The sequence below is a fragment of the Streptomyces genisteinicus genome (genome assembly GCF_014489615.1).
Taxonomy (GTDB): domain Bacteria; phylum Actinomycetota; class Actinomycetes; order Streptomycetales; family Streptomycetaceae; genus Streptomyces; species Streptomyces genisteinicus.
In genome coordinates, this window is record NZ_CP060825.1 from 7,310,905 (window position 1) to 7,335,749 (window position 24,845).

Annotated in this window: 21 protein-coding genes and 2 pseudogenes; 13 read left to right on the top strand and 10 right to left on the bottom strand. The window is 75.6% G+C overall.

Annotated features, from left to right (window positions below; genetic code table 11):
* Positions 1-326 precede the first annotated feature (326 nt).
* Positions 327-1,406: pseudogene (locus tag IAG43_RS31260) on the top strand (fatty acid desaturase family protein); the annotation flags it as partial.
* A 489-nt stretch (positions 1,407-1,895) separates the two neighbouring features.
* On the top strand, positions 1,896-2,078 hold the full coding sequence (locus IAG43_RS31265; RefSeq protein ID WP_147986076.1) for a hypothetical protein: 183 nt from the start codon (positions 1,896-1,898) through the stop codon (positions 2,076-2,078).
* 149 nt (positions 2,079-2,227) lie between these two features.
* On the opposite strand, the gene IAG43_RS31270 is transcribed toward IAG43_RS31265, so the two are convergent.
* From IAG43_RS31270 to IAG43_RS31280, 3 genes are all read right to left on the bottom strand, one after another.
* Entirely contained in the window at positions 2,228-3,112 is an 885-nt protein-coding gene (locus IAG43_RS31270; RefSeq protein ID WP_187744007.1) for a hypothetical protein, read from the bottom strand.
* Positions 3,113-3,197: 85 nt separating this feature from the next.
* The gene (locus tag IAG43_RS31275) at positions 3,198-3,524 is read right to left on the bottom strand and encodes a hypothetical protein (RefSeq protein ID WP_187744008.1); all 327 of its coding nucleotides are present in this window, start codon (positions 3,522-3,524) and stop codon (positions 3,198-3,200) included.
* A gap of 114 nt (positions 3,525-3,638) precedes the next feature.
* Complete coding sequence (locus IAG43_RS31280) at positions 3,639-4,241, bottom strand: class I SAM-dependent methyltransferase (protein WP_187744009.1); 603 nt, start codon at positions 4,239-4,241, stop codon at positions 3,639-3,641.
* A 308-nt stretch (positions 4,242-4,549) separates the two neighbouring features.
* Between IAG43_RS31280 and IAG43_RS31285 the strand changes: the two genes are divergently transcribed.
* From IAG43_RS31285 to IAG43_RS31300, 4 genes are all read left to right on the top strand, one after another.
* Complete coding sequence (locus IAG43_RS31285; protein ID WP_187744010.1) at positions 4,550-5,359, top strand: MHYT domain-containing protein; 810 nt, start codon at positions 4,550-4,552, stop codon at positions 5,357-5,359.
* Positions 5,360-5,671: 312 nt separating this feature from the next.
* A complete protein-coding gene (locus IAG43_RS31290; RefSeq protein ID WP_223006008.1) occupies positions 5,672-8,815 on the top strand; it encodes a sensor histidine kinase in 3,144 nt (1,047 codons plus the stop codon).
* On the top strand, positions 8,812-9,234 hold the full coding sequence (locus tag IAG43_RS31295; protein ID WP_187744011.1) for a roadblock/LC7 domain-containing protein: 423 nt from the start codon (positions 8,812-8,814) through the stop codon (positions 9,232-9,234). Before IAG43_RS31290 ends, IAG43_RS31295 begins: the two co-directional genes overlap by 4 nt.
* Positions 9,231-9,632: a DUF742 domain-containing protein gene (locus IAG43_RS31300; protein ID WP_187744012.1), complete on the top strand. Its 402-nt coding sequence runs from the start codon at positions 9,231-9,233 to the stop codon at positions 9,630-9,632. Before IAG43_RS31295 ends, IAG43_RS31300 begins: the two co-directional genes overlap by 4 nt.
* 10 nt (positions 9,633-9,642) lie before the next feature.
* On the opposite strand, the gene IAG43_RS31305 is transcribed toward IAG43_RS31300, so the two are convergent.
* Positions 9,643-10,251 (bottom strand): GNAT family N-acetyltransferase, encoded by a 609-nt coding sequence (locus tag IAG43_RS31305; RefSeq protein WP_187744013.1) that lies wholly within the window; start codon positions 10,249-10,251, stop codon positions 9,643-9,645.
* Between the two features lie 112 nt (positions 10,252-10,363).
* Between IAG43_RS31305 and IAG43_RS31310 the strand changes: the two genes are divergently transcribed.
* The 5 genes from IAG43_RS31310 (at position 10,364) to IAG43_RS31330 (ending at position 15,609) form a co-directional block, all read left to right on the top strand.
* Complete coding sequence (locus IAG43_RS31310; RefSeq protein ID WP_246574646.1) at positions 10,364-11,092, top strand: GTP-binding protein; 729 nt, start codon at positions 10,364-10,366, stop codon at positions 11,090-11,092.
* A 284-nt stretch (positions 11,093-11,376) separates the two neighbouring features.
* On the top strand, positions 11,377-11,781 hold the full coding sequence (locus IAG43_RS31315; protein WP_187744014.1) for a roadblock/LC7 domain-containing protein: 405 nt from the start codon (positions 11,377-11,379) through the stop codon (positions 11,779-11,781).
* A 521-nt stretch (positions 11,782-12,302) separates the two neighbouring features.
* A complete protein-coding gene (gene tdh / locus IAG43_RS31320; protein WP_187744015.1) occupies positions 12,303-13,331 on the top strand; it encodes an L-threonine 3-dehydrogenase in 1,029 nt (342 codons plus the stop codon).
* A gap of 70 nt (positions 13,332-13,401) precedes the next feature.
* Complete coding sequence (locus IAG43_RS31325; protein WP_187744016.1) at positions 13,402-14,607, top strand: glycine C-acetyltransferase; 1,206 nt, start codon at positions 13,402-13,404, stop codon at positions 14,605-14,607.
* A 72-nt stretch (positions 14,608-14,679) separates the two neighbouring features.
* A complete protein-coding gene (locus tag IAG43_RS31330; RefSeq protein ID WP_187744017.1) occupies positions 14,680-15,609 on the top strand; it encodes a LysR family transcriptional regulator in 930 nt (309 codons plus the stop codon).
* A gap of 44 nt (positions 15,610-15,653) precedes the next feature.
* Here the strand turns inward: IAG43_RS31330 and IAG43_RS31335 are convergent, their stop codons facing one another.
* Together IAG43_RS31335 and IAG43_RS31340 are read right to left on the bottom strand one after the other, a co-directional pair.
* Entirely contained in the window at positions 15,654-16,163 is a 510-nt protein-coding gene (locus IAG43_RS31335) for an SRPBCC family protein (RefSeq protein WP_187744018.1), read from the bottom strand.
* Positions 16,164-16,257: 94 nt separating this feature from the next.
* A pseudogene (locus IAG43_RS31340) lies at positions 16,258-17,082 on the bottom strand (DMT family transporter); the annotation flags it as partial.
* A 127-nt stretch (positions 17,083-17,209) separates the two neighbouring features.
* Here IAG43_RS31340 and IAG43_RS31345 point away from each other — a divergent pair.
* Positions 17,210-18,130: a LysR family transcriptional regulator gene (locus tag IAG43_RS31345; RefSeq protein WP_187744019.1), complete on the top strand. Its 921-nt coding sequence runs from the start codon at positions 17,210-17,212 to the stop codon at positions 18,128-18,130.
* Positions 18,131-18,280: 150 nt separating this feature from the next.
* Here IAG43_RS31345 and IAG43_RS31350 read toward each other — a convergent pair whose 3' ends face one another.
* The 4 genes from IAG43_RS31350 to IAG43_RS31365 form a co-directional block, all read right to left on the bottom strand.
* The gene (locus IAG43_RS31350; RefSeq protein ID WP_187744020.1) at positions 18,281-19,561 is read right to left on the bottom strand and encodes a glycoside hydrolase family 16 protein; all 1,281 of its coding nucleotides are present in this window, start codon (positions 19,559-19,561) and stop codon (positions 18,281-18,283) included.
* Positions 19,562-19,761: 200 nt separating this feature from the next.
* Positions 19,762-22,107, bottom strand: coding sequence for a protein translocase subunit SecD (gene secD, locus IAG43_RS31355; RefSeq protein WP_187744021.1), 2,346 nt, complete (start codon positions 22,105-22,107; stop codon positions 19,762-19,764).
* Between the two features lie 187 nt (positions 22,108-22,294).
* On the bottom strand, positions 22,295-22,783 hold the full coding sequence (locus IAG43_RS31360) for a hypothetical protein (protein WP_187744022.1): 489 nt from the start codon (positions 22,781-22,783) through the stop codon (positions 22,295-22,297).
* A gap of 253 nt (positions 22,784-23,036) precedes the next feature.
* Positions 23,037-23,687, bottom strand: a complete 651-nt coding sequence (locus IAG43_RS31365; RefSeq protein ID WP_187744023.1) for a DUF4360 domain-containing protein — start codon at positions 23,685-23,687, stop codon at positions 23,037-23,039.
* A 669-nt stretch (positions 23,688-24,356) separates the two neighbouring features.
* Here IAG43_RS31365 and IAG43_RS31370 point away from each other — a divergent pair.
* Positions 24,357-24,839 carry a DedA family protein gene (locus tag IAG43_RS31370; RefSeq protein ID WP_187744024.1) on the top strand — a complete coding sequence of 161 codons (483 nt, stop codon included), beginning with the start codon at positions 24,357-24,359 and terminating at the stop codon, positions 24,837-24,839.
* Positions 24,840-24,845 lie beyond the last annotated feature (6 nt).

Below are 24,845 nucleotides of genomic sequence, written 5' to 3' on the forward strand. Positions count from 1 at the left end.
CTACTGGGACCGGAGCGGCCGAGGGTACCCCAGCAGGCGCCGGACCGGGCGTCTTCTGCGCGTGATCCGTGTCACGGCGAGTCGGCCGGGGGTGGCGTCGGCACCACCCCCGGCGGCGGGTGTCCCCCCGCACGGGGCCGGGTGGTGACGCCATGGTCGCGGCCGCGGTCCGATCCGTACGTTTCTGGGGCCGGGACCGCACACGGAACACCGGCCCGAGCGCACGCCGCCGCGGTTGCTCCGCCGGGGCACGCCCCCGGAACCGCCCGCGGCGGGGTCCCGCCGCGTCCGCGCCCCCTGCCCGCCCCACAGACCGGAGTCCTTCCATGTCCCAGGCCGCCGTCACCCTCGGGGACCCGCCCACCGAGCCGACCGCCTCCGGCAACCGCCCCCGCCCGGTGAGCGAGTTCGCCCCGCTGCTGCGCACCGTCAGGGAGCAGGGGCTGCTGGAACACCGTCCGGGCTGGTACGCCCGGGGCATCGCCGTCAACCTGCTCGCCCTCGCGGCCGTGGCCACGGGCGTCGCGCTGACCGGCGGGTCCTGGTGGGTGCTGCTGTTCGCCCCGCTCCTCGCGCTGTTCTCCACCCGTGCCGCCTTCTTCGGCCACGACGCCGGGCACGCGCAGATCACCGGAGACCGGCGTGCGAGCAGGGCGATCCAGCTCGTCCACGCGAACCTCCTGCTCGGCATGAGCCGGGAGTGGTGGAACGACAAGCACAACAGGCACCATGCCCACCCCAACCACGTCGACAAGGACCCGGACGTGGTGGCCGACGTCCTGGTCTTCACCCGCCGGCAGGCGGGCGGCCGCACCGGGCTGCGGGGCTTCCTCACCCGGCACCAGGCCTGGCTGTTCTTCCCCCTCACCACCCTCGAGGGCATCGCCCTCAAGGTCTACGGCTTCCGCTCCGTGTTCGCCCGGAGCGTCCCGGCGCGCGACTGGACGCGGCGGCGCGTGCTGGAGGCCGGACTGCTGGCGGCCCACCTGACCGGCTACGCGGCGCTGCTGCTGTCGGCCATGCCCCTGCCGCGCGCCCTGGTCTTCGCCCTGCTGCATCAGGTGCTCCTCGGGCTGCACCTCGGCATGGCCTTCGCCCCCAACCACAAGGGCATGGAGATGCCGGACGGGGAGCACGGCAGGGACTGGGGCCACCTGCGCCGCCAGGTCCTCACCTCCCGCAACATCCGGGGCGGGCGTCTCACCGACTGGCTGCTCGGCGGGCTGAACTACCAGATCGAGCACCACCTCTTCCCGAGCATGCCGCGCCCGCACCTGCGCCTGGCCCGGCCACTGGTCCGCGCCCACTGCGCCGCGCTGGCGGTTCCCTACGCGGAGACCGGACTCGTCGACTCCTACCGTCAGGCACTCGCCCACCTGCACGACGTGGGGGAACCGCTGCGCACTCCCGCAGACGCACCCGTGCCCGCCGCGGCGGAGACGGCAGCCGGGACTGCGACGGGCGCTGCGGCTGCCAGGACCGCGACGGGCGCTGCGACCGCCGGGACCACCGGGACCGCTGCGGCCACCGGGACCACCGCAGGCGGCCGGGCGGACGCGACCGGGGCCGGGAACGGGACGATCCGGGAGGCCGCGGACCCGTCCGGGGCGGCCCGTCGCGCCCCCGGGCGCGCGGGCGCGGCCCGTGGGTGAGGCGGCGGCCCCGCCGGTGAGCCCGCCCAGGGGTGGCTCCGCCCGCGCGTGAGTCCGCCCGCGCCGGAGCGCGCCGGGGCCGCGGCTGCGGTGCCGCTGTCCCGGCGGTGCGTGCGGGGCGACGAGGCGGTGCGAGCGCGGCGACGAGGCGGTGCGAGCGCGGCGACGAGGGCAGGGAACCACGGACGGCGACCGAGCGTTTCCACGGAGAGAGGCGGCCACCGCCGCGAAGGAGGCGACGACATGTCGACACGTACCAAGGTCGTCATCGGGGGAGTGGCCGTCGGCCTGCTCCTGATGCCGCTGATCGGATTCTGGCTGTCCCTGCTGGTCGTCCTCGGCGTACCGGCGGCGGCCTATCTGATGCTCGACCCGAGCCAGCGCCGCAGACTCCGCCGGGTGTCCCGGCGCGAGATCGGGCGCTGAGACCCCCGCGTCCGCCCGGCCCAGCCCGCCGTCGGCGGCGTGCGCGGCCCCGTTACCGGGCCGCGCACCCGCAGGCGGCGCCCGGCTGCCCCGCCGGACGCGCACCCGCTGCGGGGCCCCGGGCAGGCGCGCGCGGGCGCTTCACGGCGTCAGGAGGGGTGCAGCGCGATCTTCTCCAGAGCGTCGAGCAGCGCGGCGAGCTGCGGCCCCCGAGGCACCGGGATCACCTCGCACGGCTCGTCGTCGAGCAGCACGAAGGCCATGTCGTCGGTCCGGGCCACCAGCGACCAGCCCGGCCCGTCCGCGCGGATCGTGCGCGCCCCGCCGGGGGCGAAGGCGGACCGCACCCGGCCGGGCGGCGGAGGCGTGTCCCCGTAGGCGCGGGCTTCGCGCAGCGCGCGCCGCAGGCCGGCCGCGAGGCGCTCCTCGTCCTCGGTCTCGTCTCCGTCGCCGGCCGCCGGCTGCTCCGTGCCGTCCTGTCCCGCCGCTTCCCGCGCGCCGTCCGGTCCGGCGTGTTCCGGTGTGCCGTCCGGCTCCACCGCCTCGCCCCGGTCGGTCTGCTGCCGCCACTCGTCCCACTGCCGGGCCACGTCGTCGGCGCCCATCCTGCGCTGGGCCGGCCCCCACTCCTCGGTGTCCGGCGGCCTCAGCGGCGGCCGGTCGCCCTCCTCGGGCTCCGGATCGTGCGGCGCCGCGACACCCGGCGCGGCGACCGCGAGCTCCAGCGGCCAGCCGGGCAGCGCGGCGACGACGGAGTGCTCGTCGGGCGACAGGTCGTACTCCATGCCGCAGTCCCAGGAGGCGATCGCGACGGCCACGAGGGAGACGTCGTCCACCACGACGGTCCAGCGAGCGCCCTGCGCGTCCTGCCCGATGACCAGGCCGTACCCCTCCGCGTACGGCTCCAGGGCGAGCGCCCGGCACGCCTCGGGATAGTCGTCCCCGAGCACGCCGGGGAACTGCGCGGGTGTGAGCAGCACAGCCGTCAGTACGTACAGCGCGTCGTCGTCCACGGCTTCATCCGCCCCGGGCACGGCTACCTCCCCGTCCGATCGTTCGTCGGCGCACCTTAACCAGTGGGTAACCCGCGCGTCGAGAGGCGGAGGGGGCCAAAGGCCGTCACACCGGCCGGGACGGTTCCGTGCCCGGCAGGCCGAGCAGACCGCGTGCCACGGCCTCGACCGGCTCGTCGCGCTCCCTGGCCAGAGCGATGACCGCCCGGCAGGCGAGTTCGTTGATCCCGAAGACCAGGGCGTCGGGTGCGACCCAGCCGGACACCTCGTCGAGCCGGTCCTCGTCGTCCTCGACGCTGGCGGTCACGTAGGCCGCGGCGGCCTCGAAGACGTTGTGCTGCGGCCGGGACGGGTCGGGGGGCGGTACGGGAACGGGCGGATGGGCGGCGAAGACCTTGCGCAGGCGGGCGAACGCAGGACGAACGGCGATCACGTGGAACCACCTTCCCCGGGACGATGCGGTCGGCGTATACCGCTGACACATCAAGTCTTCCACCCGGCAACGGAGTTCGAACGGGCGGAGCGGGGGCGCGCCGGGGCGCGGGGGTCAGTCGTCCAGGCGCTCGGCCAGCACCAGGAAGCGGTCGTCGCGGTCCGTGTACGAGAGCGTTCGCCACCCCGACGACGCCAGCAGCGGGCGGAGGTTGGGCTCCGCCCTCAGGTCGTCGGCGCCGAGGGTCCGTCCGTGCCGGGCGGCGAGCGCGGCCCGGCCGATGGGGTGGAACAGCGCGAGCGTCCCGCCGGGCCGCACGGCCCGGGCCAACTCCCGCAGATCCGCCGCCGGGTGCGGAAGGTGGGCGATCAGCCCCGCCGCGAACACCGCGTCGAGGGCGCCCGAGCGCAGTGGAAGACGGGCCACGTCCCCCTGCACGAGCGCGCCGCTGCCGCCGCGTCCGGCGGCACGCGCGGCGTCGAGCATGGCGGGCGTCAGATCCATGCCGATGACCACGCCGTCCGCGCCGACGGCCGCCCGCAGCGGTTCCATCGCCCGCCCCGTCCCGCACCCGGCGTCCAGGACCCGATCACCGCCGCGCAGCCCGATCAGGCCGACGGCCGCCGCGTAGGCGGGGCCGTCGTCGGGGAACCTGCTGTCCCAGTCCGCGGCGCGGGCTCCGAAGAATTCCTGTACACGGGTGCGGTCGTCGGCCATCCGTCCATGATCCGGCAGACGCGAGGAAACGTCACCCCCGGCCTCGCCCCGCGGCCCGGTCCCTCCGCCCCCCGGCCCGGTCCCTCCCCGCGGCTCGGTCCCTCCGCCCGGCCCGGCGGCTGGAACCCGTCGTCCGGTTCCGACGGCTCGAACCCGTCGTCCGGACTCCGCGTACCGACCGAATCGACTGAAGTGGGCGCATATTCGAGCGCTGTCCGATCGCCACAGGACATCCGCCTGTCACATTCCATCAGCTTTCGAACTGCGCCCCGGGAGCGGCCACTCCACCGGACTAGCGTCCCTGAGCCATGGGACACCTGGACCACGCCGCGTTCGGCGTGCTGACACCCGCGCTCTCCTACCTGATGGCGGTCATCGGAGCCGCCCTCGGGCTCCGCTGCACCGTGCGCGCGCTCGCCGCCACCGGCCGATCCCGCCGGAACTGGCTGCTGACCGCCGCGTCCGCGATCGGCACCGGCATCTGGACGATGCACTTCGTCGCCATGCTCGGCTTCGCCGTCCGCGGCACCGACATCCGCTACGACGTTCCGCTGACCATCCTCAGTCTCCTGGTGGCGATGCTCGTGGTCGGCGCCGGCGTCTTCTGCGTCGGCTACGGCAAGGACCGGCGGCGTGCCCTGCTGGTCGGCGGGGTCTCCACCGGAGTCGGCGTCGCCAGCATGCACTACCTGGGCATGGCGGCCCTGCGTCTGCACGGCGACGTGGACTACGACCCGGTGCTCGTCGCCCTGTCGGTGGTGATCGCCGTGGTCGCCGCCACCGCCGCGCTGTGGGCGGCCCTCAACATCAGGTCGCCCGTGGCCGTGGCCGTGGCCTCGCTGGTCATGGGCGCGGCGGTGAGCAGCATGCACTACACCGGGATGCTGGCCGTCCGCGTCGACGTGGCGTCGTCCGCGGGCGCACTTCCGGGGGCGAGCACCATGCAGTTCATCTTCCCGCTCGCGGTCGGCCTCGGTTCCTACCTCTTCGTGACCGCCGCCTTCGTCGCGCTGTCGCCGACGGCCGGCGAACGCGCGGCGTACGAGACCGCGGGCTACCCGGCTCACGAGCCGGGCACCCCACCGACCGTGGCGCGCACGCCCGCCGCGGCCCCCTGAGCCCCCGTCCCCGGCCCGCCCCGCCGAGCCCCCCGATCCGCCTGACTCCGCCGCGCACCGCACCACCCCCGCAAAACCAGGCCACCCCGCACCACCACACCACCGCGCTCCACCACCGCACCGACGCACCACGACCCGACCACTCCTGCGCACGACCCAGGCGCACCGTCCCGCCACCGCACCCCACCGGCGGCCACGCCGCCGCCCCCGGCCGCCCGAGCCCGGCAGCCCGCCCCACCCACCGGCACCGACGCCCCATCGGCGACGGGGCCGCCGTCCCACCCCGCAGCCGGAACCCGGAACGAGGAGGCCATGCACACACCCCGCACCCCCCAGGACGGCGAGAGCCCGCCCGCGCAGGCGCGTCCCGGCCGCGGACGGCGTGCCCACGCCGGTGCCCCGGCCGTCGAACACACCGGACACCGCCCGTCGCCCGCCCCCGAGGACCAGGGGCCGCCGGACCGCCGGACGCGACGCCTGGTGCTTCGTGCCCGGACCGTGCGGGCGAAGGTGATCTGCCTGCTGATGGTGCCCGTCCTCTCGCTGCTCGCGCTGTGGGGATTCGCCACCGTCACCACCGCGCAGGACATGGCTGCCCTGCGCCTGCTGCGCCAGGTCGAGACGCAGGTGGGCGCTCCGGTCGCCGCCGCCGTCACAGCCCTCGAGACCGAACGCCTCGCCGCGCTGCGGCAGATCGCCGCACCCGACGCGGAACGCGCCGCCGCGCTGCGGTCCGCCGCCGAGCGCACCGACGCGGCCCTGCGCGCACTCGGCCCGGACCGCGGCCGGACCGTCGCCGCGGCCGGCGCGGTGCCGGGCGAACTCGCCGACCGGCTGACCGCGTTCGCCGAGGCCGCCGGCGCGCTGGACGGCACCCGCAGGGCCGCCGCCGGCGGCACGGCGTCCTGGGAGCGGGCGTACGACACGTACGGCACGGCGGTCGAGGCGGCGTTCGCCGTCACCGCGGCGACCGCCGCCCTGCGGGACGGCGGACGGTCGGCCTCCGACGCCCGCGTGCTGCTGGAACTCGACCGGGCCGGGGAGATGCTGGCGAGGCAGGACGCGCTGCTGGGTTCCGCCCGGCTCTCGGGCGGGTTCACCGCGGCCCGCCTCCGCCTCTTCACCGGCGCGGCCGCCACACGCACCGCGTTCCTCGACGCGGCCGCGGCCGACCTGCGCGGACCCGCGCGCGCCGCCTGGCGCGAACTCGCCGGTGGCGCCGGCTACCGGGATCTGCGCGCCGCCGAGGACCGGATCGGTGCCGCTCCCGCGGGACGGCAGGCCGCCGGCGTGGTCTCCGCCGCCGAATGGGACCGGTCCCGCGCGGCGGTCGCGGGCGCGCTGCGCGACATCGGGTCCACCGCGCGCCGTGCCGCCGACCGCGCGGAACCGGCCGGCAACGGCCTGCTCACGGCCGCGGGCGCCGCCGTCGCGCTCGGCCTCGTGGCCGTCGTCGCCTCCCTGGTGATCTCGGTGCGCATCGGCCGCGGACTCGTGGTCGAACTCGTCACCCTGCGCAACGGCGCGCTCGACATCGCACGCCGCAAACTGCCGCACGCCATGGCCCGGTTGCGCACCGGGGAGCAGATCGACATCCACGCCGAGGCGCCCGCGGGCCCGCCGGCCGAGGACGAGATCGGGCAGGTGGGCGAGGCACTCGGCACCGTGCACCGGGCGGCGCTCGGCGCGGCCGTCGAACGCGCGGAACTGGCCGGCGGCATCTCCGGGGTCTTCGTCAATCTCGCCCGGCGCAGCCAGACCCTGGTCCACCGCCAGCTCGCCCTGCTCGACGCCATGGAGCGCAGGGCCGACGACCCCGCCGAACTCGGCGACCTGTTCCGGCTCGACCACCTCACCACCCGGATGCGCCGCCACGCCGAGAGCCTGATCATCCTCTCCGGCGCGGCCCCGGGCCGTGCGTGGAGCACGCCCGTCCCGCTGACCAGTGTGGTCCGCGCCGCGGTCTCCGAGATCGAGGACTACGCCCGCATCGAGGTGCGCACACTGCCCGAGGCGTCGGTGAACGGCACGGCGGTCGCCGACGTCACCCACCTGCTCGCCGAACTCGTGGAGAACGCCGCCCAGTTCTCGCCGCCCCACACCAAGGTGCGGATCACCGGCGAACCGGTGGGCAACGGCTACGCCCTGGAGGTGGAGGACCGGGGGCTCGGCATGGGCAGGGCGGCCCTCGCGGAGGCCAACCGCAAGCTGGAGGAGTCGGAGGCGCTCGACCTCTTCGACAGCGACCGGCTCGGCCTCTTCGTCGTCAGCAGGCTCGCCTCCCGGCACGGCATCCGGGTCCGGCTGGGCACCTCCCCGTACGGCGGGAGCACGGCGGTGGTCCTGCTGCCGACCACGCTGCTCCAGCCCGCCCCGCTGCCGGGCGGGGACCGCGCGGCCACGGCCACCGGGCGGCCGTCACCCGGTGCCCCGATCGCCGGCCCGTCGCCGGCCGGACTGCCGGCCACCGCGTCCGGGACGCCCGCCGCTCCGTCCGGCGCGCACCCCGCCCTGACCGCGGCGCACGGCAGCACCCCCGCCGACGCGCACCCAGCGCCGGGCACCCCCGCCGACGCGCTCCCGTCGTCCCGCACGCCCGGCCACGCGGACCCGTCGTCAGGCACGCCCGCCGGCGCGCACCCCGCGTCGCGTACGCCCGCCGGCGAACGCCCCCCGACGCGTACGCCCGGCAGCCCGCAGCGCCCCACGGGCGTACCCGGTGCGCCCGGTGCGCCCGGCGCACTCTTCGGACCCGGACGCGCCGGCGCGGCGGCCGGGGCGGCCGAGGACTCCGGCCACCCGGCGGGCACCCCGTCCGCGGACCCGGGGCACCACCCCCCGTTCCCCGGTCGCCCCGGCCCCCGGCCCGTCACCGGACTGCCCCGGCACCCGGACGCGCCCCCGCCCGGCGACGGCACCCGAGCGGTGCCGCCCCGCCGGCCCGCCGCCCCGGTGTTCCAGGCCCCGCACGCGGCACCGCCCGCCGCCCCTTCGGTGCGCGTGCTGCGTCCCGGTGGGGTGCCCGCCGCCCCCGTCGCCGAGGGCGAACTGCCGCGCCGGGTGCGCCAGACGCACCTCGTGCCGCAGCTGCGCGGCACCCCGCGCGCCGAGTCGCAGCCCGGCGGCCCGTCCGGCGCGGACGACCGGGGCCGCACCCCCGAACTGGTCCGCGACCGGATGGCGGCCTACCGCGACGGCTGGGTGCGCGGCGGCGGCACGCCGCCCGGCCCGCCATCCGCGGAGGACCGCGCCGCCCACCCCCACTCCGCCCGCTCCGTGCCGCGCCCGGCACACGCCGACCCCCGTCCCGCGCCCCCCGACCCCCGCCTGTTCCAGGGCGGGCCCGGGGCCCCGGGCCGGGGGCACTCGGAGCCGTTCCCCGGCCGCGGACCGGCGCCGGAGCCCGGCCCCGCACCCGGCCGGGCCGTTCCCCGCAGTGAAGGAGACCGCACATGACCGAGCACGAGCCGGCGACGGGCCACTACCGGTTCGGTGACCTCGACTGGCTGCTGGACGATCTGGTCGTCCGGGTGGGCGAGGTCCGCCACGCCGTCGTCCTCTCCGGCGACGGACTGCCCGTCGGCGCGTCCGCCGCCCTGAGCCGCGAGGACGCCGAGCACCTGGCCGCCGTGGCCTCCGGGTTCCACAGCCTGGCCAAGGGCGCCGGACGCCACTTCCGGGCCGGCGGCGTGCGGCAGACGATGGTGGAGATGGACGACGGCTTCCTCTTCGTCGCCGCGGCGGGGGAGGGGTCCTGCCTCGCGCTGCTCACCGCCGTCAGCGCCGACATCGGCCTCATCGCCTACGAGATGGCCCGGCTGGTGAACCGTGTCGGCGAACATCTGCGCACCCCCGCCCGCGTGAGCTCGCCGTGAGCGGCACGGCCGTCCCGCCCGGCAGCCAGTGGTACGACGCCGACGCGGGGCCGCTGGTCCGCCCCTACGCGATGACCGGGGGCAGGACCAAGCCCGGCCCGGCCAACGTGCGGTTCGACCTGATCGCGCTGGTCGTCGTGGACGAGCGGTCCGCCCCGGACGCGCAGGAGTCGCTTCTCGGCCCGGAGCACCGCACGCTGCTGTCCCTGTGCCGCTGCGAGACCCAGTCCGTCGCCGAACTCGCCGCCGACGCCGACCTGCCGGTCGGCGTCGTACGGGTGCTGCTCGGGGACCTCCTCGAAGCCGGTCATGTGAAGGTCAGCAGCCCCGTGGCCCCCGCACAACTGCCCGACGAAAGGATCCTGCGTGAGGTCATCGACGGCCTGCGCGCCCTGTGAGTGGGGCCGGTCACGGGCCGGTGGGGGCTCCTCGGCCCGCGGCGGCCGCCCCGCGCAGCCAGTCCTCGCGGCTCACGGCGTACTCCACGTCGCCGTGTTCGGACCCCTCGATCGTCTCGGGCCACTCCTCGAAGAAGGTGCGCACATGGACGAGCCCGGACTTCTCCATCACCCGCCGCGAACGGGAGTTCACCGTCATCGTGGTGGCCGTCACCCGGAGCACGCCGAGTTCGGCGAACCCGCGGCGGATCAGGGCACGGGAGCCCTCCGTGGCGAGCCCGCGCCCCCACGCGCGCCGGTGCAGCCGGTAGCCGAGCTCGACCTCCTCGGCGCTGTCCGGCGCCGTCGGCCGGAACTCGAACCAGCCGAGGAAGTCGCCCGAGGCACGGTCCTGCGCCGCCCAGTGACCGCGGCCCTCGCCGTGCGCCCCGTCGAGACAGGGGAAGCTGCGCAGCAGCGCCGGCAGGGTGTCACGGGCGATCTCCTCCCGCGACACCGGGCGTCCGCCGTTGATGTGGCGCATGACGTCCGGATCCCCGTCGAGCGAGAGCACACGGTCCACGTCATCGGGGCCGAACGCCCGCAGAACGAGCCGGCCGGTCTCCAGAAACCTCTCCATCGGCCGATTCTCGCCGCCGGCCGCGGCACCCGCAGGCGAATTTCCCGTGCCCCCGCCCGATCCCACCGCCGCACCGCTGCTCCGGCCCGACCACATCTGGGAGTGACGACGCATGGCCGCTGACACCACGCCGACCGCGCGAGGCGCGCGTATCGCACCGGACCCGCAGACTGCACCGGACCCGCACACCGCGGCGAACGCGTCCGGACCGCACGCCGCGGACGGCACGGAGGACCCGCCCGGAGCCGGAGCCGGCGGCGGCGCGGACAGCGGCGCGCTCGCGCTGAAGATCCTCGTCGCCGGCGGGTTCGGGGTCGGCAAGACCACGCTCGTCGGAGCCGTCAGCGAGATCCGGCCCCTGCGGACCGAGGAACCGCTCAGCGAGGCCGGCACGCGGGTCGACGACACCGAGGGCGTCGCGCGGAAGTCCACGACGACGGTGGCCATGGACTTCGGCCGCATCACCATCCGTTCGGGACTCTCCCTCTACCTCTTCGGCACCCCGGGGCAGGACCGGTTCTGGTTCCTGTGGGACGAGCTCTCGCAGGGCGCGCTCGGCGCCGTCGTCCTCGCCGACACCCGTCGCCTCGGCGACTGCTTCCCCGCGGTCGACTACTTCGAGCACCGCGGGATCCCGTTCGTCGTCGCGGTCAACTGCTTCCCCGGGGCACGGTCGTTCGGCGCCCACGAGGTCGCCCGCGCCCTCGATCTCGACCGCGGCACACCGGTCGTGCTGTGCGACGCGCGCGACAAGGACTCGGGGAAGGAGGTCCTCGTCCGGCTCGTGGAGTACGCCGGCCGTGTGCACACCGCCCGACTGCTCGACTCCGTCGGTTCCTGATGTGCGCACCTGCGCGACCGCGTGGGTTCCGGTGCGCGCCGCCGCGCGGACGCGACGGTTCCGGGCGCCGGCGGGTGCGCCTGCACGGCGAGACGGCGTGCGCCGGCGCACGGATCGCACAGCCGAACGCGCCCCCCGGCATCCGCCAAAATGCGGCGGACCTGCGCGGATCATGGCCGGGCGGTGCCGCTTCGCGGCGAGAGGACCTTGCCGAGGAGCGCCGCGTACGAAAGGCTTGCGCCAGACGTACGGCCACGGGGAACGTACGAGGGGGAAGGACGGCGATGGCGTTGGACAAGGGACTCGACTGGCTCCTGGACGACCTGACGAAGCGGGTCGACCACATCACGCACGCGCTGGTGCTCTCCAACGACGGGCTGGTGACCGGAGCGAGCACCGGGCTCGCGCGGGAGGACGCCGAGCACCTCGCGGCCGTCTCCTCGGGACTGCACTCCCTCGCCCGCGGATCGGGCCGCCACTTCCGTGCCGGCCGGGCCCGCCAGACCATGGTCGAGTTCGACGAGGCCATGCTCTTCGTGACCGCCGCCGGCGACGGCAGCTGCCTGTGCGTGCTGAGCTCGGCCGAGGCGGACGTCGGCCAGGTGGCCTACGAGATGACCCTGATGGTCAACCGCGTCGGCGAGCACCTGGGCGTCGCGGCCCGTCAGCCGGGCGACGTCAGCCTCTGAACCCCGGCGCCGGGGCTTCCCACCCGCCGTGGCCCTCGAGCCGCGGCGGTGGTCCGGCGGTTCCCGCCCCCGGCGGCCGGACCGGTCGACCGCCCCCGCCACGCCCCGCCGTCACGCGCGGACCGGCCACGCCCCGCCGCCACGCGCCACCGCCCGCGGTGGACCGCCCACAGCGCGCCGCGCCGCCTTGCCGGTGCCGCGCCCCGTGCCGCGCCGCGCCGCCCGAGAACGTCCCGCCTGCCCGTACCGCCCCCGCCCGGCGGCGGTTCCGCGTCCGGACGGAGTCGTGCCCGGACGGAGGCGTGCCCGGACGGGGGCGTGCCCGGACGGGGGCGTGCCCGGTGGCCCGGGCGGGCACCGGGCGGCGTGCCCGGAGCACCCCGTGAAGCTGCGCTGTGGGCCCGCTTAAGAAATCCTCGATGGACGCGACGCTCCGAGCTGGGCAGATTGGAGCCCGTCCACTGGGCGGGGCCGTATTTTCGGTATCCGGTCAGTCCCGTCGCATGCCTGGAGCCGTATCGATGAAGGCACTTGTCAAGCAGCACGCCGAGCCCGGTCTGTGGCTCACGGATGTGCCGGAGCCCGAGACCGGCCCCGGCGACGTGCTGATCAAGGTCCTGCGCACCGGCATCTGCGGCACGGACCTGCACATCAGGTCCTGGGACCAGTGGGCGCAGGGCGCCGTCACCACCCCTCGCGTGCTGGGCCACGAGTTCGTCGGCGAGGTGGCGTCCGTCGGCCCGGACGTCGCGGACATCGCGGTGGGCGACATCGTCAGCGGCGAGGGCCACCTGGTGTGCGGCAAGTGCCGCAACTGCCTGGCCGGCCGCAGGCACCTGTGCCGCAGCACGGTCGGCCTCGGCGTCGGCCGCGACGGGGCGTTCGCCGAGTACGTGGCGCTGCCCGCCTCCAACGTGTGGGTGCACCGCACCCCCGTCGACCTGGACGTCGCCGCGATCTTCGACCCGTTCGGCAACGCCGTGCACACCGCCCTGTCCTTCCCGCTCGTCGGCGAGGACGTGCTGATCACCGGTGCGGGTCCGATCGGCGTCATGGCCGCGGCCGTCGCCCGGCACGCCGGCGCGCGCAACGTGGTCGTCACGGACGTCAGCGAGCCCCGCCTGGAACTCGCCCGCAAGGTGGGCGCCACATTGGCCCTCAACGTCGCCGGGGCCGGCATCGCGGACGCCCAGCGGCAGCTCGGCCTGAAGGAGGGCTTCGACATCGGCCTGGAGATGTCCGGCCGGCCCGAGGCCATGCGCGACATGGTGGACAACATGACCCACGGCGGGCGCATCGCCATGCTCGGCCTGCCCGCCGAGGAGTTCGCCGTCGACTGGTCGAAGATCGTCACCTCGATGATCACCGTCAAGGGCATCTACGGCCGCGAGATGTTCGAGACCTGGTACGCGATGACCGTGCTGCTGGAGGGCGGCCTCGACCTCTCCCCGGTGATCACCGGAAGCTACGGCTACCGGGACTTCGACGCGGCCTTCGACGAGGCCGCCCAGGGCCGCAGCGGCAAGATCATCCTCGACTGGACCGTCTGAGCGTCCGGACCACCCGCGTCCCGCGTCCCGCCCCTCGCCCCGCACCGGCGACCCCTCTAGGAGACCCCTCATGTACGCGTCCGTCCGCGACGACCTCCGCACCACCCTCGACGAGATCCGCGACGCCGGCCTCTACAAGCCCGAGCGCGTGATCGGCACCCCGCAGAGCGCCTCCGTGGCCGTCACCGCCGGCGGCGCCGCCGGGGACGTCCTCAACTTCTGCGCCAACAACTACCTCGGCCTCGCCGACCACCCCGAGGTCGTCGCCGCCGCCAAGGACGCCCTCGACCGCTGGGGCTACGGCATGGCGTCCGTCCGCTTCATCTGCGGCACCCAGGAGATCCACAAGGAGCTCGAGCAGCGCCTGTCGTCCTTCCTGGGCCAGGAGGACACGATCCTCTACTCGTCCTGCTTCGACGCCAACGGAGGCGTCTTCGAGACCCTCCTCGGCCCGGAGGACGCGGTCATCTCCGACGCGCTGAACCACGCCTCCATCATCGACGGCATCCGCCTCTCCAAGGCCCGGCGCCACCGGTACGCCAACCGCGACCTCGCCGACCTGGAGCAGCAGCTCAAGGAGACCCAGGACGCCCGCCGCCGGCTGATCGTCACCGACGGCGTCTTCTCCATGGACGGCTACGTCGCCCCGCTCGCCGAGATCTGCGACCTCGCCGACCGCTACGACGCCATGGTCATGGTCGACGACTCGCACGCCGTCGGCTTCGTCGGCCCCGGCGGGCGCGGCACCCCCGAACTGCACGGCGTCATGGACCGCGTGGACATCATCACGGGCACCCTCGGCAAGGCGCTCGGTGGTGCCTCCGGCGGCTACGTCGCGGCCCGCGCCGAGATCGTCGAACTGCTGCGCCAGCGCTCGCGCCCCTACCTCTTCTCCAACTCTCTCGCGCCCGTCATCGCCGCCGCCTCCCTGAAGGTGCTGGACCTCCTGGAGTCCGCCGGCGACCTGCGGGAGAAGCTCGCCGCCAACACGGCCCTGTTCCGCTCGGCGATGACGGACGCCGGCTTCGACGTCCTTCCCGGCGACCACGCCATCGCCCCCGTCATGATCGGCGACGCCGCGAAGGCGGGCCGGATGGCCGAGCTGCTGCTGGAGCGGGGCGTGTACGTGATCGGCTTCTCGTACCCGGTCGTCCCCATGGGCCAGGCGCGCATCCGGGTCCAGCTCTCCGCCGCGCACTCCACCGGGGACGTCGAGCGCGTCGTCGCCGCGTTCACCGACGCCCGCGCCGCCCTGGAGGCGGAGACGCCGGCCTGACGCCCGCCGTCCCCGGGGCCCCGCTCCCGGGGAGCGGACGGCGGCGGCCGCCGCCGGTGACACAATGACGGCGTGATCGACCCCCGCCGGCTGCGCATCCTGCGGGCCGTGGCGGACCACCGTACGGTGACCGCCGCGGCCTCCGCGCTGTACCTCACCCCGTCCGCCGTGTCCCAGCAGCTCAACGCGCTGGAGCAGGAGACGGGGCACACCCTGCTGATCCGCGGCGGCAAGGGCGCGACCCTCACCGCGGCGGGGGAGATCCTGCTCGGCCACACCCACACCGTCCTCGCCCAGCTCGAACGGGCCGAGGCCGAGCTCGCCGCCTACGCGCAGGGCGCGGCCGGCGAGGTGACCGTCGCCGCGTTCGCCACGGGCATCGCCGAGGTGGTCGCGCCCGCCGTCGCGCGGCTGTCCGGCGAGCGGCCGGGCATCGCCGTGCGGGTCCGGGACGCCGAGGGCGACGAGAGCCTTCCGCTGGTCCTCGACGGCGAGGCCGATCTGGCGGTCGCGGTCGAGTACCGGGGGGCGCCGGGCGCGGACGACCCGCGGCTCTCGCGGGTGCCGCTGTACGCGGAGCCGTTCGACGCGGTGCTGCGCGCCGACCACCCGCTGGCCGCCGCGGAACGCGTCGAACTGGCCCGGCTCGCGGGCAGCGACTGGATCGGCCCCTACCCGGGCAACCCCTGCCACGACATGGTGCTCCTCGCCTGCGAGCTCGCCGGGTTCCAGCCGCGGCTGGTGCACCAGTCGGACGACTTCCGGGCCGTGGCCGCCCTCGCCGGGGCCGGCGCGGGGGTGGCCCTGGTGCCCCGCTCCGCGCTGCGCGGCATGGAGCTGGGCAGCGCGGTCGTGCGCTCGGTCTCCGGTCCGGCGGCCACCCGCCGGGTGTTCGCGGCGGTCCGCCGCGGTGCGGAGGAGCACCCGCTGATCAGCCCCGTGCTGGACGCCCTCGCGGTCACCGCGGCCGGTCTCCGTGTCGAGGACGTCCCGACCGCCTGACCCGCCCGCCCCGCGGGGCGCCGCAGGCCCGCGTCCCGGCGGGCCTACCGGGCGGGTGTCTCCAGCGCGCTCTTCAGATTGGCCAGCGTCGTGCGGATGTTGCGCCGCTGGAAGTCGGCGAAGGTGTGCCCGCGGGTGGCGATCCGGTCGAACACCCCGGCCACCGCGTCCGGCCAGGCCCGCCGGTCGTCCGTCCAGGTCTCCGTGACCCGCGTCCCGCCGCCCTCGGCCGGCTCGAAGCGGTACTCCCAGGTGGCGATCGGGCCCCGCAGCACCGGCCGCCGCAGCCCGATGGCCCGCACCCGGAACGCGAAGCGCTCACCGGGATCGGCCGCGGTCACCGTGCAGCGCGTCGTCCACGACAGCGGCCCCCGGGTGTTGCGGCCGTCGAAGACCGTCCCCACCCGCGTCCCGCCCGCGGCGTCGCGCACCACGGCGCCGCGGTTCTCGGGGCTCCAGCGGCCCATCAGCGTCGGATCGCTCACCTGCGCGTAGACGTCCGAGGGGGACGCGTCGATCACGACGCTGTCCGAGACGGTGAAGATCCGTGGCATCGTGATGACTCCGTTCGTCGGGGCCGCCCGACGCTACCGTGCCCCGATCCGCGTCGGCACCGCGGGGTGCCCCGCCGCGGCTCATCGCCACGCCGACGAGCACCACGCCCATCCCCGCCACCACCCGCGTCCCCACTTCTTCGCCCAGCACCACGGCGCCGAGCGCCACCGAGACCACGGGCAGCAGATAGCCGACCGCGGCGGTCGTCGTCGGCCCCTCGTCGGCGATCAGCCGGTTGGTCAGCGCGAAGGTGAACCCGGTGGCCAGCACCCCCAGCGCGACCACGGCGATTACCCCCGGCATCTCCACCGGGCCCCAGGAACCCGTGCCCTGCCCGGTGAGCGGGACGGCGAAGGCCCCGTAGCCCGTCGCCGTCACCAGCTGCGCGGCCGACAGCGCGAGCGGGTCGCCGCCCCGCCCCGAGAGCCTCCGCGCCATGTACGCGAAGGCCACGGCGTACGCGAGGGCCGCGCCCAGTATCGCGAACGCGCCCGGCCCGAGGTGTCCGCCGCCGCTCCAGGGCGCGAAGATCAGCAGCACACCGGCGAAGCCCAGGAGCAGACCGGCCACCCGCACCGGCCGGATGCCGCGTTCCGCCCCGGTGGCCAGGCCGATCAGCAGCGACCACAGCGGCGTGGTCGCGTTCAGCACTCCGGCCGTGCCGGAGTCGACCGACTGCTGACCGATGCCGAACAGGACGAAGGGCAGGGCGTTGCAGAAGAACGCCGCCACCAGCAGCCGCCGCCAGGTGACCGCGTCCGACGGCAGCCGCCGCCCCGTCAGTGCGCAGAGCGCCACCAGCACCAGCGAGCCGAGCGCGCAGCGAGTGAAGGCGATGAGACCCGGCGACAGGCCGCCCTCCAGGGCGAGTTCGGTCCACAGGAACGCCGAGCCCCAGAGCAGGGCCAGCAACCCCATCCGCACCACCGTGCCACGACCGCGAGCCACGTCCGTCTCCCTCCACCGCGCCGAGGAGACCACCGTGCACCCGCCTCCCGCTGTAGCACCAGTGAAGGGATCTGGACAGACCGTTAACCTGTGCTACATGCTTGATGTGCGCAGGATGCGGATGCTCGAAGCCGTGGTGACCTCGGGGTCGGTGACGGCGGCCGCCGCCGAGCTCGGCTACACGCCCTCAGCGGTCAGCCAGCAGATCGGGGCGCTCGAGAAGGAGACGGGCACGGAGCTGCTGGAGCGGTTCGGCCGGCAGGTGCGCCCCACCGCCGCGGGGCGGCTGCTCACCGAGCACTCCGCCGCGATCGGCCGGAGGATCGCCGAGGCCGAGACCGCGCTGGCCGATCTCAGGGCCGGACGCACCGGCAGCCTTTCCCTCCGCTACTTCGCCACCGCGGGGGCCGGTCTGGTCGCCCCCGCGGTCGCCGCCTTCCGCCGGGTGCACCCCGGCGTGCGCCTCGACCTGGCCCTCTCGGATCCACAGGACCCGCGGGGCGCCGTCCGGCGGGGTGAGGCGGACATCGCCCTGGTGGTGCCGCTCCGCGGGGAGCCCGGAGCCGACGGACTGCTGGTGGCGGAGCGACTGGCCGAGGACCCGTACCGCGTGGTGCTCCCGAAGGGCCATCCGCTCGCGGTGAAGAGGGTCGTCGACCTGGGCCTGCTCGCCGCCGAGCCGTGGGTCGGCACCGAATGGCCGCCGGGGCCCTGCCTGGAGCTGGTGACCGACGCCTGTGCGGCGGCGGGCTTCGTCCCCGGCTTCGCCGTGCGCAGCGAGGACCACGCCACCGCGCTGGGGTTCGTCGCCGCCGGGCTCGGGGTCGCCCTGATGCCGCTGCTCGGCATCGGCGGTGGTCACCCCGGGGTCGTCGTGCGCAAGGTCCGGGGCCCGCAGCCGGTGCGCGGCATCGAGGCCGTCAGGCGGAGTACGCAGCGGGAGGGTCCGGCACTGCGGGCCCTGCTCGGCGCCCTGCGCCGGGCGGCCCGGGGCGAGGCGGCGCCGGGCGGCCGGTGACACCCGGCCGGGACGCGGGCCCACGGGCAACGGGGCACGGTCCGGACCGCGCCGGACCGTGCCCCGGTCACGGGTGCCCCGCCCGACCGGGGCGCCCGTGGTCCGGTGTCCGGGGCGCCGTGCGGCGCCCCGGAGCGGGGTGGCGGAGGGTCAGCGGGTGACCGTCCACTTCTGGTTGGCGGTGCCGGCGCAGGTCCAGATCTGGAGCCGGGTGCCGTTGGCGGAGCTGTTCCCGGTCGCGTCCAGGCACTTGTTCGCCTGCGGGTTCACGATGTCGCGCGCGGCGTTGGCGACCCATCGCTGGGCCGCGGTGCCGTTGCAGGTCCACAGCTGCACGGGTGTCCCGTCCGCGGTGCCGCCCGAGGCGACGTCGAGGCACTTGCCCAGCGCGCGGATGGTGCCGTCGGCGCCCACGGTCCACCGCTGCGCGGCGTTGCCGTTGCAGTCGGTGATCTGTATCGGGGTGCCGTCGGCGGTGTTCGCGGCGGCGACGTCCACGCACTTGCCGCCGATGCCCGTGATCTGCCCGCCCGGGACCGGGGTGTCGCCGGTGGTGACCCGCACGTGGTCGACCACCAGTTGCTGCGGGAAGACGGTGCTGCCGTCGGGGTCGCCCGGCCAGTAGCCGCCCACTGCCAGGTTGAGGATCAGGAAGAACGGCTTGTCGAACACCCACTGGCGGCCGCCGAGGTCGGCGGGGGTGCGGCGCTGGTAGACGGTGCCGTCCACCGACCAGGTCACCTCGTTCGGGGACCAGTCGACGGCGAAGGTGTGGAAGGCGTCCGCGAACCTCTGTCCGCCCGGCAGGGTGTAGCCCGCGCCGATGCCGCCGGAGCCGGAGTACCCGGGACCGTGCAGGGTGCCGTGGACGGTGGAGGGCTCGAAGCCGACGTTCTCCATGATGTCGATCTCGCCCGAGGCGGGCCATCCGACCTGGCCGATGTCGTTGCCGAGCATCCAGAAGGCAGGCCACATGCCCTGTCCGCGCGGCACCTTCATGCGCGCCTCGACGTGCCCGTACGTGGTGGTGAACCTGCCGGCGGTGTTGAGACGGGCCGAGGTGTACTCGCACCGGCCGTACCAGCACTGGTAGTTGCCCGGGTTCTCGCGGCGGGCCGTGATGACCAGATGGCCCTGTCCGTCGAGCGCCGCGTTGCTGTTGCCCGCCGTGTAGTACTGCCGTTCGTGGTTGTTGACGTTGTCGCCGGTCTCGGTCTGCCACTTGCCGGAGTCGGCGGCGGCGCCGGCAGGTCCGTTGAAGTCGTCGGAGAAGGTCACCGCGGCGGCCGCCGCGGCCGGCCGGGGCGCCGGTGCGGCGCCGGCGCCGGACGCGGGGGCGCCGAGCAGGCCGCCGGCCAGGGCGGCGGCGAGCGCCAGGACGGCCAGCGGACGGCCGGGCAGCCGTCGGCGGAGGGAGCGGGGGGAGTCCATGACTCTCCCTTCCGGTACGTGGGGATGGAAGGGGCTGTCGTGCATATGACAGGACGACGAGGGGGCTCGCCCTGGGGGACGGGCTTGCCACGGCATTGATTCAAGAAGTGAAATAAGGGGGTGTCAAGGGCTTGGTCCAGACCGGTCCCGCGTGGCGCGCGAACGCGCCACGCGGGAAGCGGCCCCGGGCCGCCGGACGATCAGACCACGGCCCCGCTGCGGTCGCCCGCCCGTGAACGCCCGCCCCTGCCCGCCCCGTTGCCGCTCCGCGAGGCGGCTGCGGGCCGCCGCCCGTCCGGGAACCGGTTCTGGAGCAGCACGGCCACCGGCATCGCCGTGAACACCGTCGAGGCCATGCCGACCACGACACCCGCCAGCAGCGCGACGGAGAAGTCCGTCAGCGAGTCCCCGCCGAGGAAGGCCAGCGCCACCAGCACGAACAGCGCGCCCATACCGGTGTTGACGGTCCGCGGAAGGGTCTGCGCCACCGCCCGGTCCGCCAGTTCCGCCCAGCTCGCCGACGTTCCGGTGCGCCGCAGTTCGCGCAGCCGGTCCAGCACCACCACCGTGTCGTTGACCGAATAGCCGATCACCGTCAGCAGCGCCGCGAGGAACACGCTGTCGACCGGCTTGCCCAGCCAGGCGAACAGCCCGACCACCAGCAGCACGTCCTGCACCATCGCCACCACCGCGGCCGCCGCGAACGTCCACCGGAACCGGAGCGAGAGGTAGAGCAGCTGCGCCGCCACCGCCAGGGCGAGCGCGATCAGCGCGTAGGTGCGCAACTCGTCGCCGAGGCTGGGGCCGACGAGGTCGTCGCGTTCCACCGACACCTCTCCCACCGCCCCGGTCAGCGCTTCGCGGATGCGGTCCTGCTCGTCGTCGCCGGTCTCCTTGGTGCGCACGGAGACGCCCTCGTCGCCGGTCGTCTGCACCACCGCCTGCGGGAATCCCGCCCCGACCACGGCCTCCCGCGCGGCGTCCGCGTCCACCTGCCGCTCGGCGGCGTACTGGACCACCCGCCCGCCGGTGAACTCGACCCCGAAGTCGAGTCCGCGCGCACCCACGCCGCCCAGCGCGAGCATCAGCAGCGCGGCGCAGGCGCCCAGCCAGCGACGCCGGTGACGCATCAGCCGGGGCGGCCGGCGCGTCAGCCGTGCCCGCAGCCGGCCCACCGTCGCCATCCCGGTGACCGCGGGCCGCCGGACGACGGCACTCCTGCGCACCGCCCACTCCGCCAGCAGGCGGGTGATCACCATGGCCGACACCATCGACGCCAGCACACCGATGACGAGGGTCACGCCGAAGCCCTTGACCGGCCCCGTCGCGAAGACGAACAGCAGGACCGCCGCGAGCAGCGTCGTCACATTGGAGTCCGCCACCGCGCTCCACGCCTTGGCGAACCCGGTGCGCAGGGGCCCGCGCAGATCGCGTGTCCTGCCCCGGCTCCCGGCCCCGGGCCTGGTGTACTCCTCCCGGGCCCGCTCGAACACCAGCACATTGGCGTCCACGGCGATGCCGACGGCCAGCACGAACCCCGCGAGACCGGGCAGGGTCAGCGTGGCCCCGAGCCCGACCACCGCGGCGTACGAGATCAGTCCGTACAGCGCGAGCGCGACGGTCGCCAGCAGACCCAGCAGGCGGTACACCGCGATGATGAAGACACCCGTGCACACCAGGCCGATCAGGGCGGCGGCCGCGCTGGCCCGGATCGCCTCCGCGCCGAGCGTCGGCCCGACGGTGCTCTGCTCGATCGCGGTCACCGGCACGGGCAGCGCGCCGCCCTTGACCAGTGCCGCGAGATCGCGCGCCTCGTCCGCCGAGAACCCGCCGGTGATCTGCGCGGAACCGCCGGAGATCCCCGCCCCGCAGGGCACCGAGGCCTCCATCCCCGGCGCGGACAGGATCCGGTCGTCGAGCACGATGGCCACCCGGCGGCCCGGGTCCGCGGGCGGGGCGCACGCCGCCTCCCCGGTGAGCCGTGCCCAGGTGTCACCGGCCGTGCCGCGGAAGGACAGGTCGACGGTCCAGCCGCGGCCCGACTGGGTGTCCAGCACGGCCTCCGCGTCGTCCACGCCGTCGCCGGTCAGGGCGGGCGGTCCGAGCCGCAGCCCGCTTCCGGGCGCGCCGGGATCGGCCAGGACGCGCGACCCGTCCGCCGCCGGCGCCCCGGCGTCCGAGGGGTCGGCGGTCCCGGTGACGGGGTGGAAGGTCAGCTGGGCGGTGCGGCCGATGACCTCGGCCGCCTTGCGGGGGTCCTGCACCCCCGGGAGCTCGACGATGATGCGCCGCTCCCCGGAGCGGGCGAGCGACGGCTCGGCGACGCCGAGGCCGTCCACGCGCTTGCGCAGCACCTCCAGGGCGCGGTCGGTGGCCGCGGCGTCGGCGCGGACGGTGGGCGAGTCCCGGGTCTCGAGCACGATACGGGTCCCGCCGCGCAGATCGAGTCCGAGCCGGGCGGGTGTGGTCAGGGCGACGTACAGGGAGACGCCGACGACGGCGAGCGCGACGAGCGCGCGCCAGTACGTGGAACGGCGAGATGACATGGGGTTACTCCACGGGCGGTCCGCGGGAGGCGCCGTCCGCGCACCGGCGGACGCCGCACCCGGGGACGGGCGGACGCGAGGGGAAGGCGCACCCGCCGGGCGCCGGCACGGGTGGCCGGCGCGCGTGGGCCGTGGCCGCCGGTCCGCGGGCATGCCGCGGCTCCCGGCACGGCGGGCGCGTGGAACGTCAGCTGTGCCGGGTGGCGGGAGGACCCCGTGTGTGGCGCGGGTCGTACGCGTCCCCGGGCGGCGCGCGCTCCTGGCGGGGGCCGCAGGCGGCGGTGCCCCGCAGGTGCGCGGGGCGGTCCGTGCCCGAGCCGCTCGCCACGGCGGGCGGGGCGCCGGGCAGCCGCACGGTGTGCTCGGCGGCGGCGGTCTGCTGCACGGCGGTGTCGGCGGCCGAGCGGGACGGCGCGCGCACCAGGGTGCGCTGCTCGGCGCCCCGTGGGGCGGCGGTGGCCGCGGGTGACGGCGTCCCGGTCGTCGCGTGGGCGGCCGCGATGCTGTGCGGGCCGGTGGCCGCGGGGGACGGCGCGCCGGGGAGGGCGGAGAGGGAGGCGGCGGCGGGGTGTCCGGGAACGGCCGGGGAGGCCGGTGACGTACCGAGCAGGACCAGGAAGACGGCCCACACGCCGAGGAGGACGGAGGGCATGGCCGCTGCCGTCGTCTGGCGCACACGCCGCTTCACGAGCGCCCCCCGTCCGGGTCCGTCCGCGGCACACCCGCGGTCCCTCGCGCTCAGCGTAGGCGAAGCCGGCCGCCGCCCGGTCACCGCCCGTGCCGGCGGCCCCGAGGAGGCGCCGGGGTGCGCGGCACCCCGCACGCGTGCTTCCGGGCGCGCGGGCGACGGCGCCGGTGACCGAGCCGCACGCGCGGGGGCCCCGGCCGGGAGGGGGAGGCCCGGCCGGGGCTGTCCGGAGACCGGAGGGTCAGCGCGCGGGGCACTCCTTCCAGGCCAGGTGGTAGATCGTGCTGATGTCGCCGTCGGTGGAGTCCATCGTCATGTAGCTCGTGGCCGCCGGGTCCGAGGTGCCGGCGGTGACGCGGAGCTCGGTGTTGATGTTGAAGTTCCGCTGCACACCGCACGGCGCCCAGACGAGCTGGGCCCAGTCGGTGTCGTCGGTGGCCTGCCAGTTGTCCTCGTAGGGCCCGCGGAACGTGTGGGTCCGGGACGCGGTGCTGGGCGAGCCCTGGAAGTAGTAGGAGGCCTTCTCCGTGCTGCTCGCGCCCGGCCGGAGGGAGGCGTAGCCGCGGTAGTCGGCGCTGGCGACGGCGTAGGTGAAGCCCTGCGGCACGTGCACCAGCAGGTTGAGCTGGCAGTTCCTGCGAGCCGCGGTCGGCGGGGCGCCGCCGCCGGTCTGTGCGAGGTATTCGCTGTACGTCACGGTGAACGCGGTGTTGTCCTCCGACACCGCGACGGCCGCGGTACCCAGCGGGCACCCGGATCCGTTCACGGTGGCGACGTCGATGACGATCTTGTCCGGCGGCGGGTCGACGATCGACGACCCGCCCGCCTGCGCGGGCAGTGCGGAGGTGAACAGCGCGGCTGTCGCCGCGCCCACCAGGAGCGGTGCTCTCATGGTTCTCCGTCCATGGCTTCGGTGCCGGCGGCACGGCCCGCTGGGCCGGGCCTGCGGCTGGGGGGTGCGGCCGCCGCCGGGGCGGCGGCCGTCACGGACCGGCTGGGCCGGATCGCGTCGTGCTCTGCCGGGTGCTCACTCACCGGTCCCGTGGACCGGGCGGAGCGGAGGTCTGGCACGGCCGTGATGGTTGAACTATCATGCACATGTCAGATCTCTCGCCTTGTCCCGCCTCGGCCGGAGGCGGGGAGTGGTCGAATGCTAGAGAGTCCCGGTGCGGCCGGGCTGTACGTCCCCCGGCCAATGACACCCCGCCGCCGCGCCCGGAACTGGCCGGGACGGACGTTGCACACCCGGCGTTCCCCGCCCGGGGCCCGGCCGCGCGTGAGGTGAAGCCGCCCGGCCCGGCCGCCCTCCCGGCCCGGCGCTCCTCGGCGACCGCGGGCCCGATGCCCTGCTCACGCCGGGAACGCGGTCGGTTAGGCTGCCCTTGCCTGGTGGTCGAGGGCGGGCAGACCCGGATGTCCCCGCCGCAAGCGGGGACCGGGGACGGAACGGGCAGAGGCAGGACGCAGATGAGAGACGGTGACCGGCCCCGCGCACGGCGCGTGGCGCGCCCGCCGGTGACGGGGAGCGCGGGCCCCGGCGCGGCGTCCGGGAAGCGGCCCCGTGGATAAGGTCGCCGTCACCGCCGGAGCGCTCTACGTCATCGTGCTGCTCCGCGCCGGAGGGACGTTCGCCCTCGGCTGGCTCGCCGGTGCGGGCGCCCGGCGGAGCCGGTTCTCCGGACGCATCTCCTCGGCGAAGTTCCTCCGTGCCGAGCGGGCGATCCAGCGGTGGGGTGCGCCGGTCGTCGCCGTCTCCTTCCTGACCGTCGGCTTCCAGACCGCCGCCAACTTCCTGGCCGGCAGCATGCGCATGCCGCTGCCGCGCTACCTTCCCGCACTGTTCCTCGGCGGAGCGGCCTGGGCGCTGATCTACGCGACCGCCGGGCTCGGCGTGCTGGCGGTGCTCGGCCGGCTCTTCGCCGAGCGGACGGCCCTCGGGGTGTCCGCCGTGGCGGTCCTCCTCCTCGCGGTGTCCGCAGTGGTGCTGTACCGCAGACGGAGGGCGGCCGCGCCACCGCCCGGCACGGTGCCCGAGGAGGGCTGAGCCCGG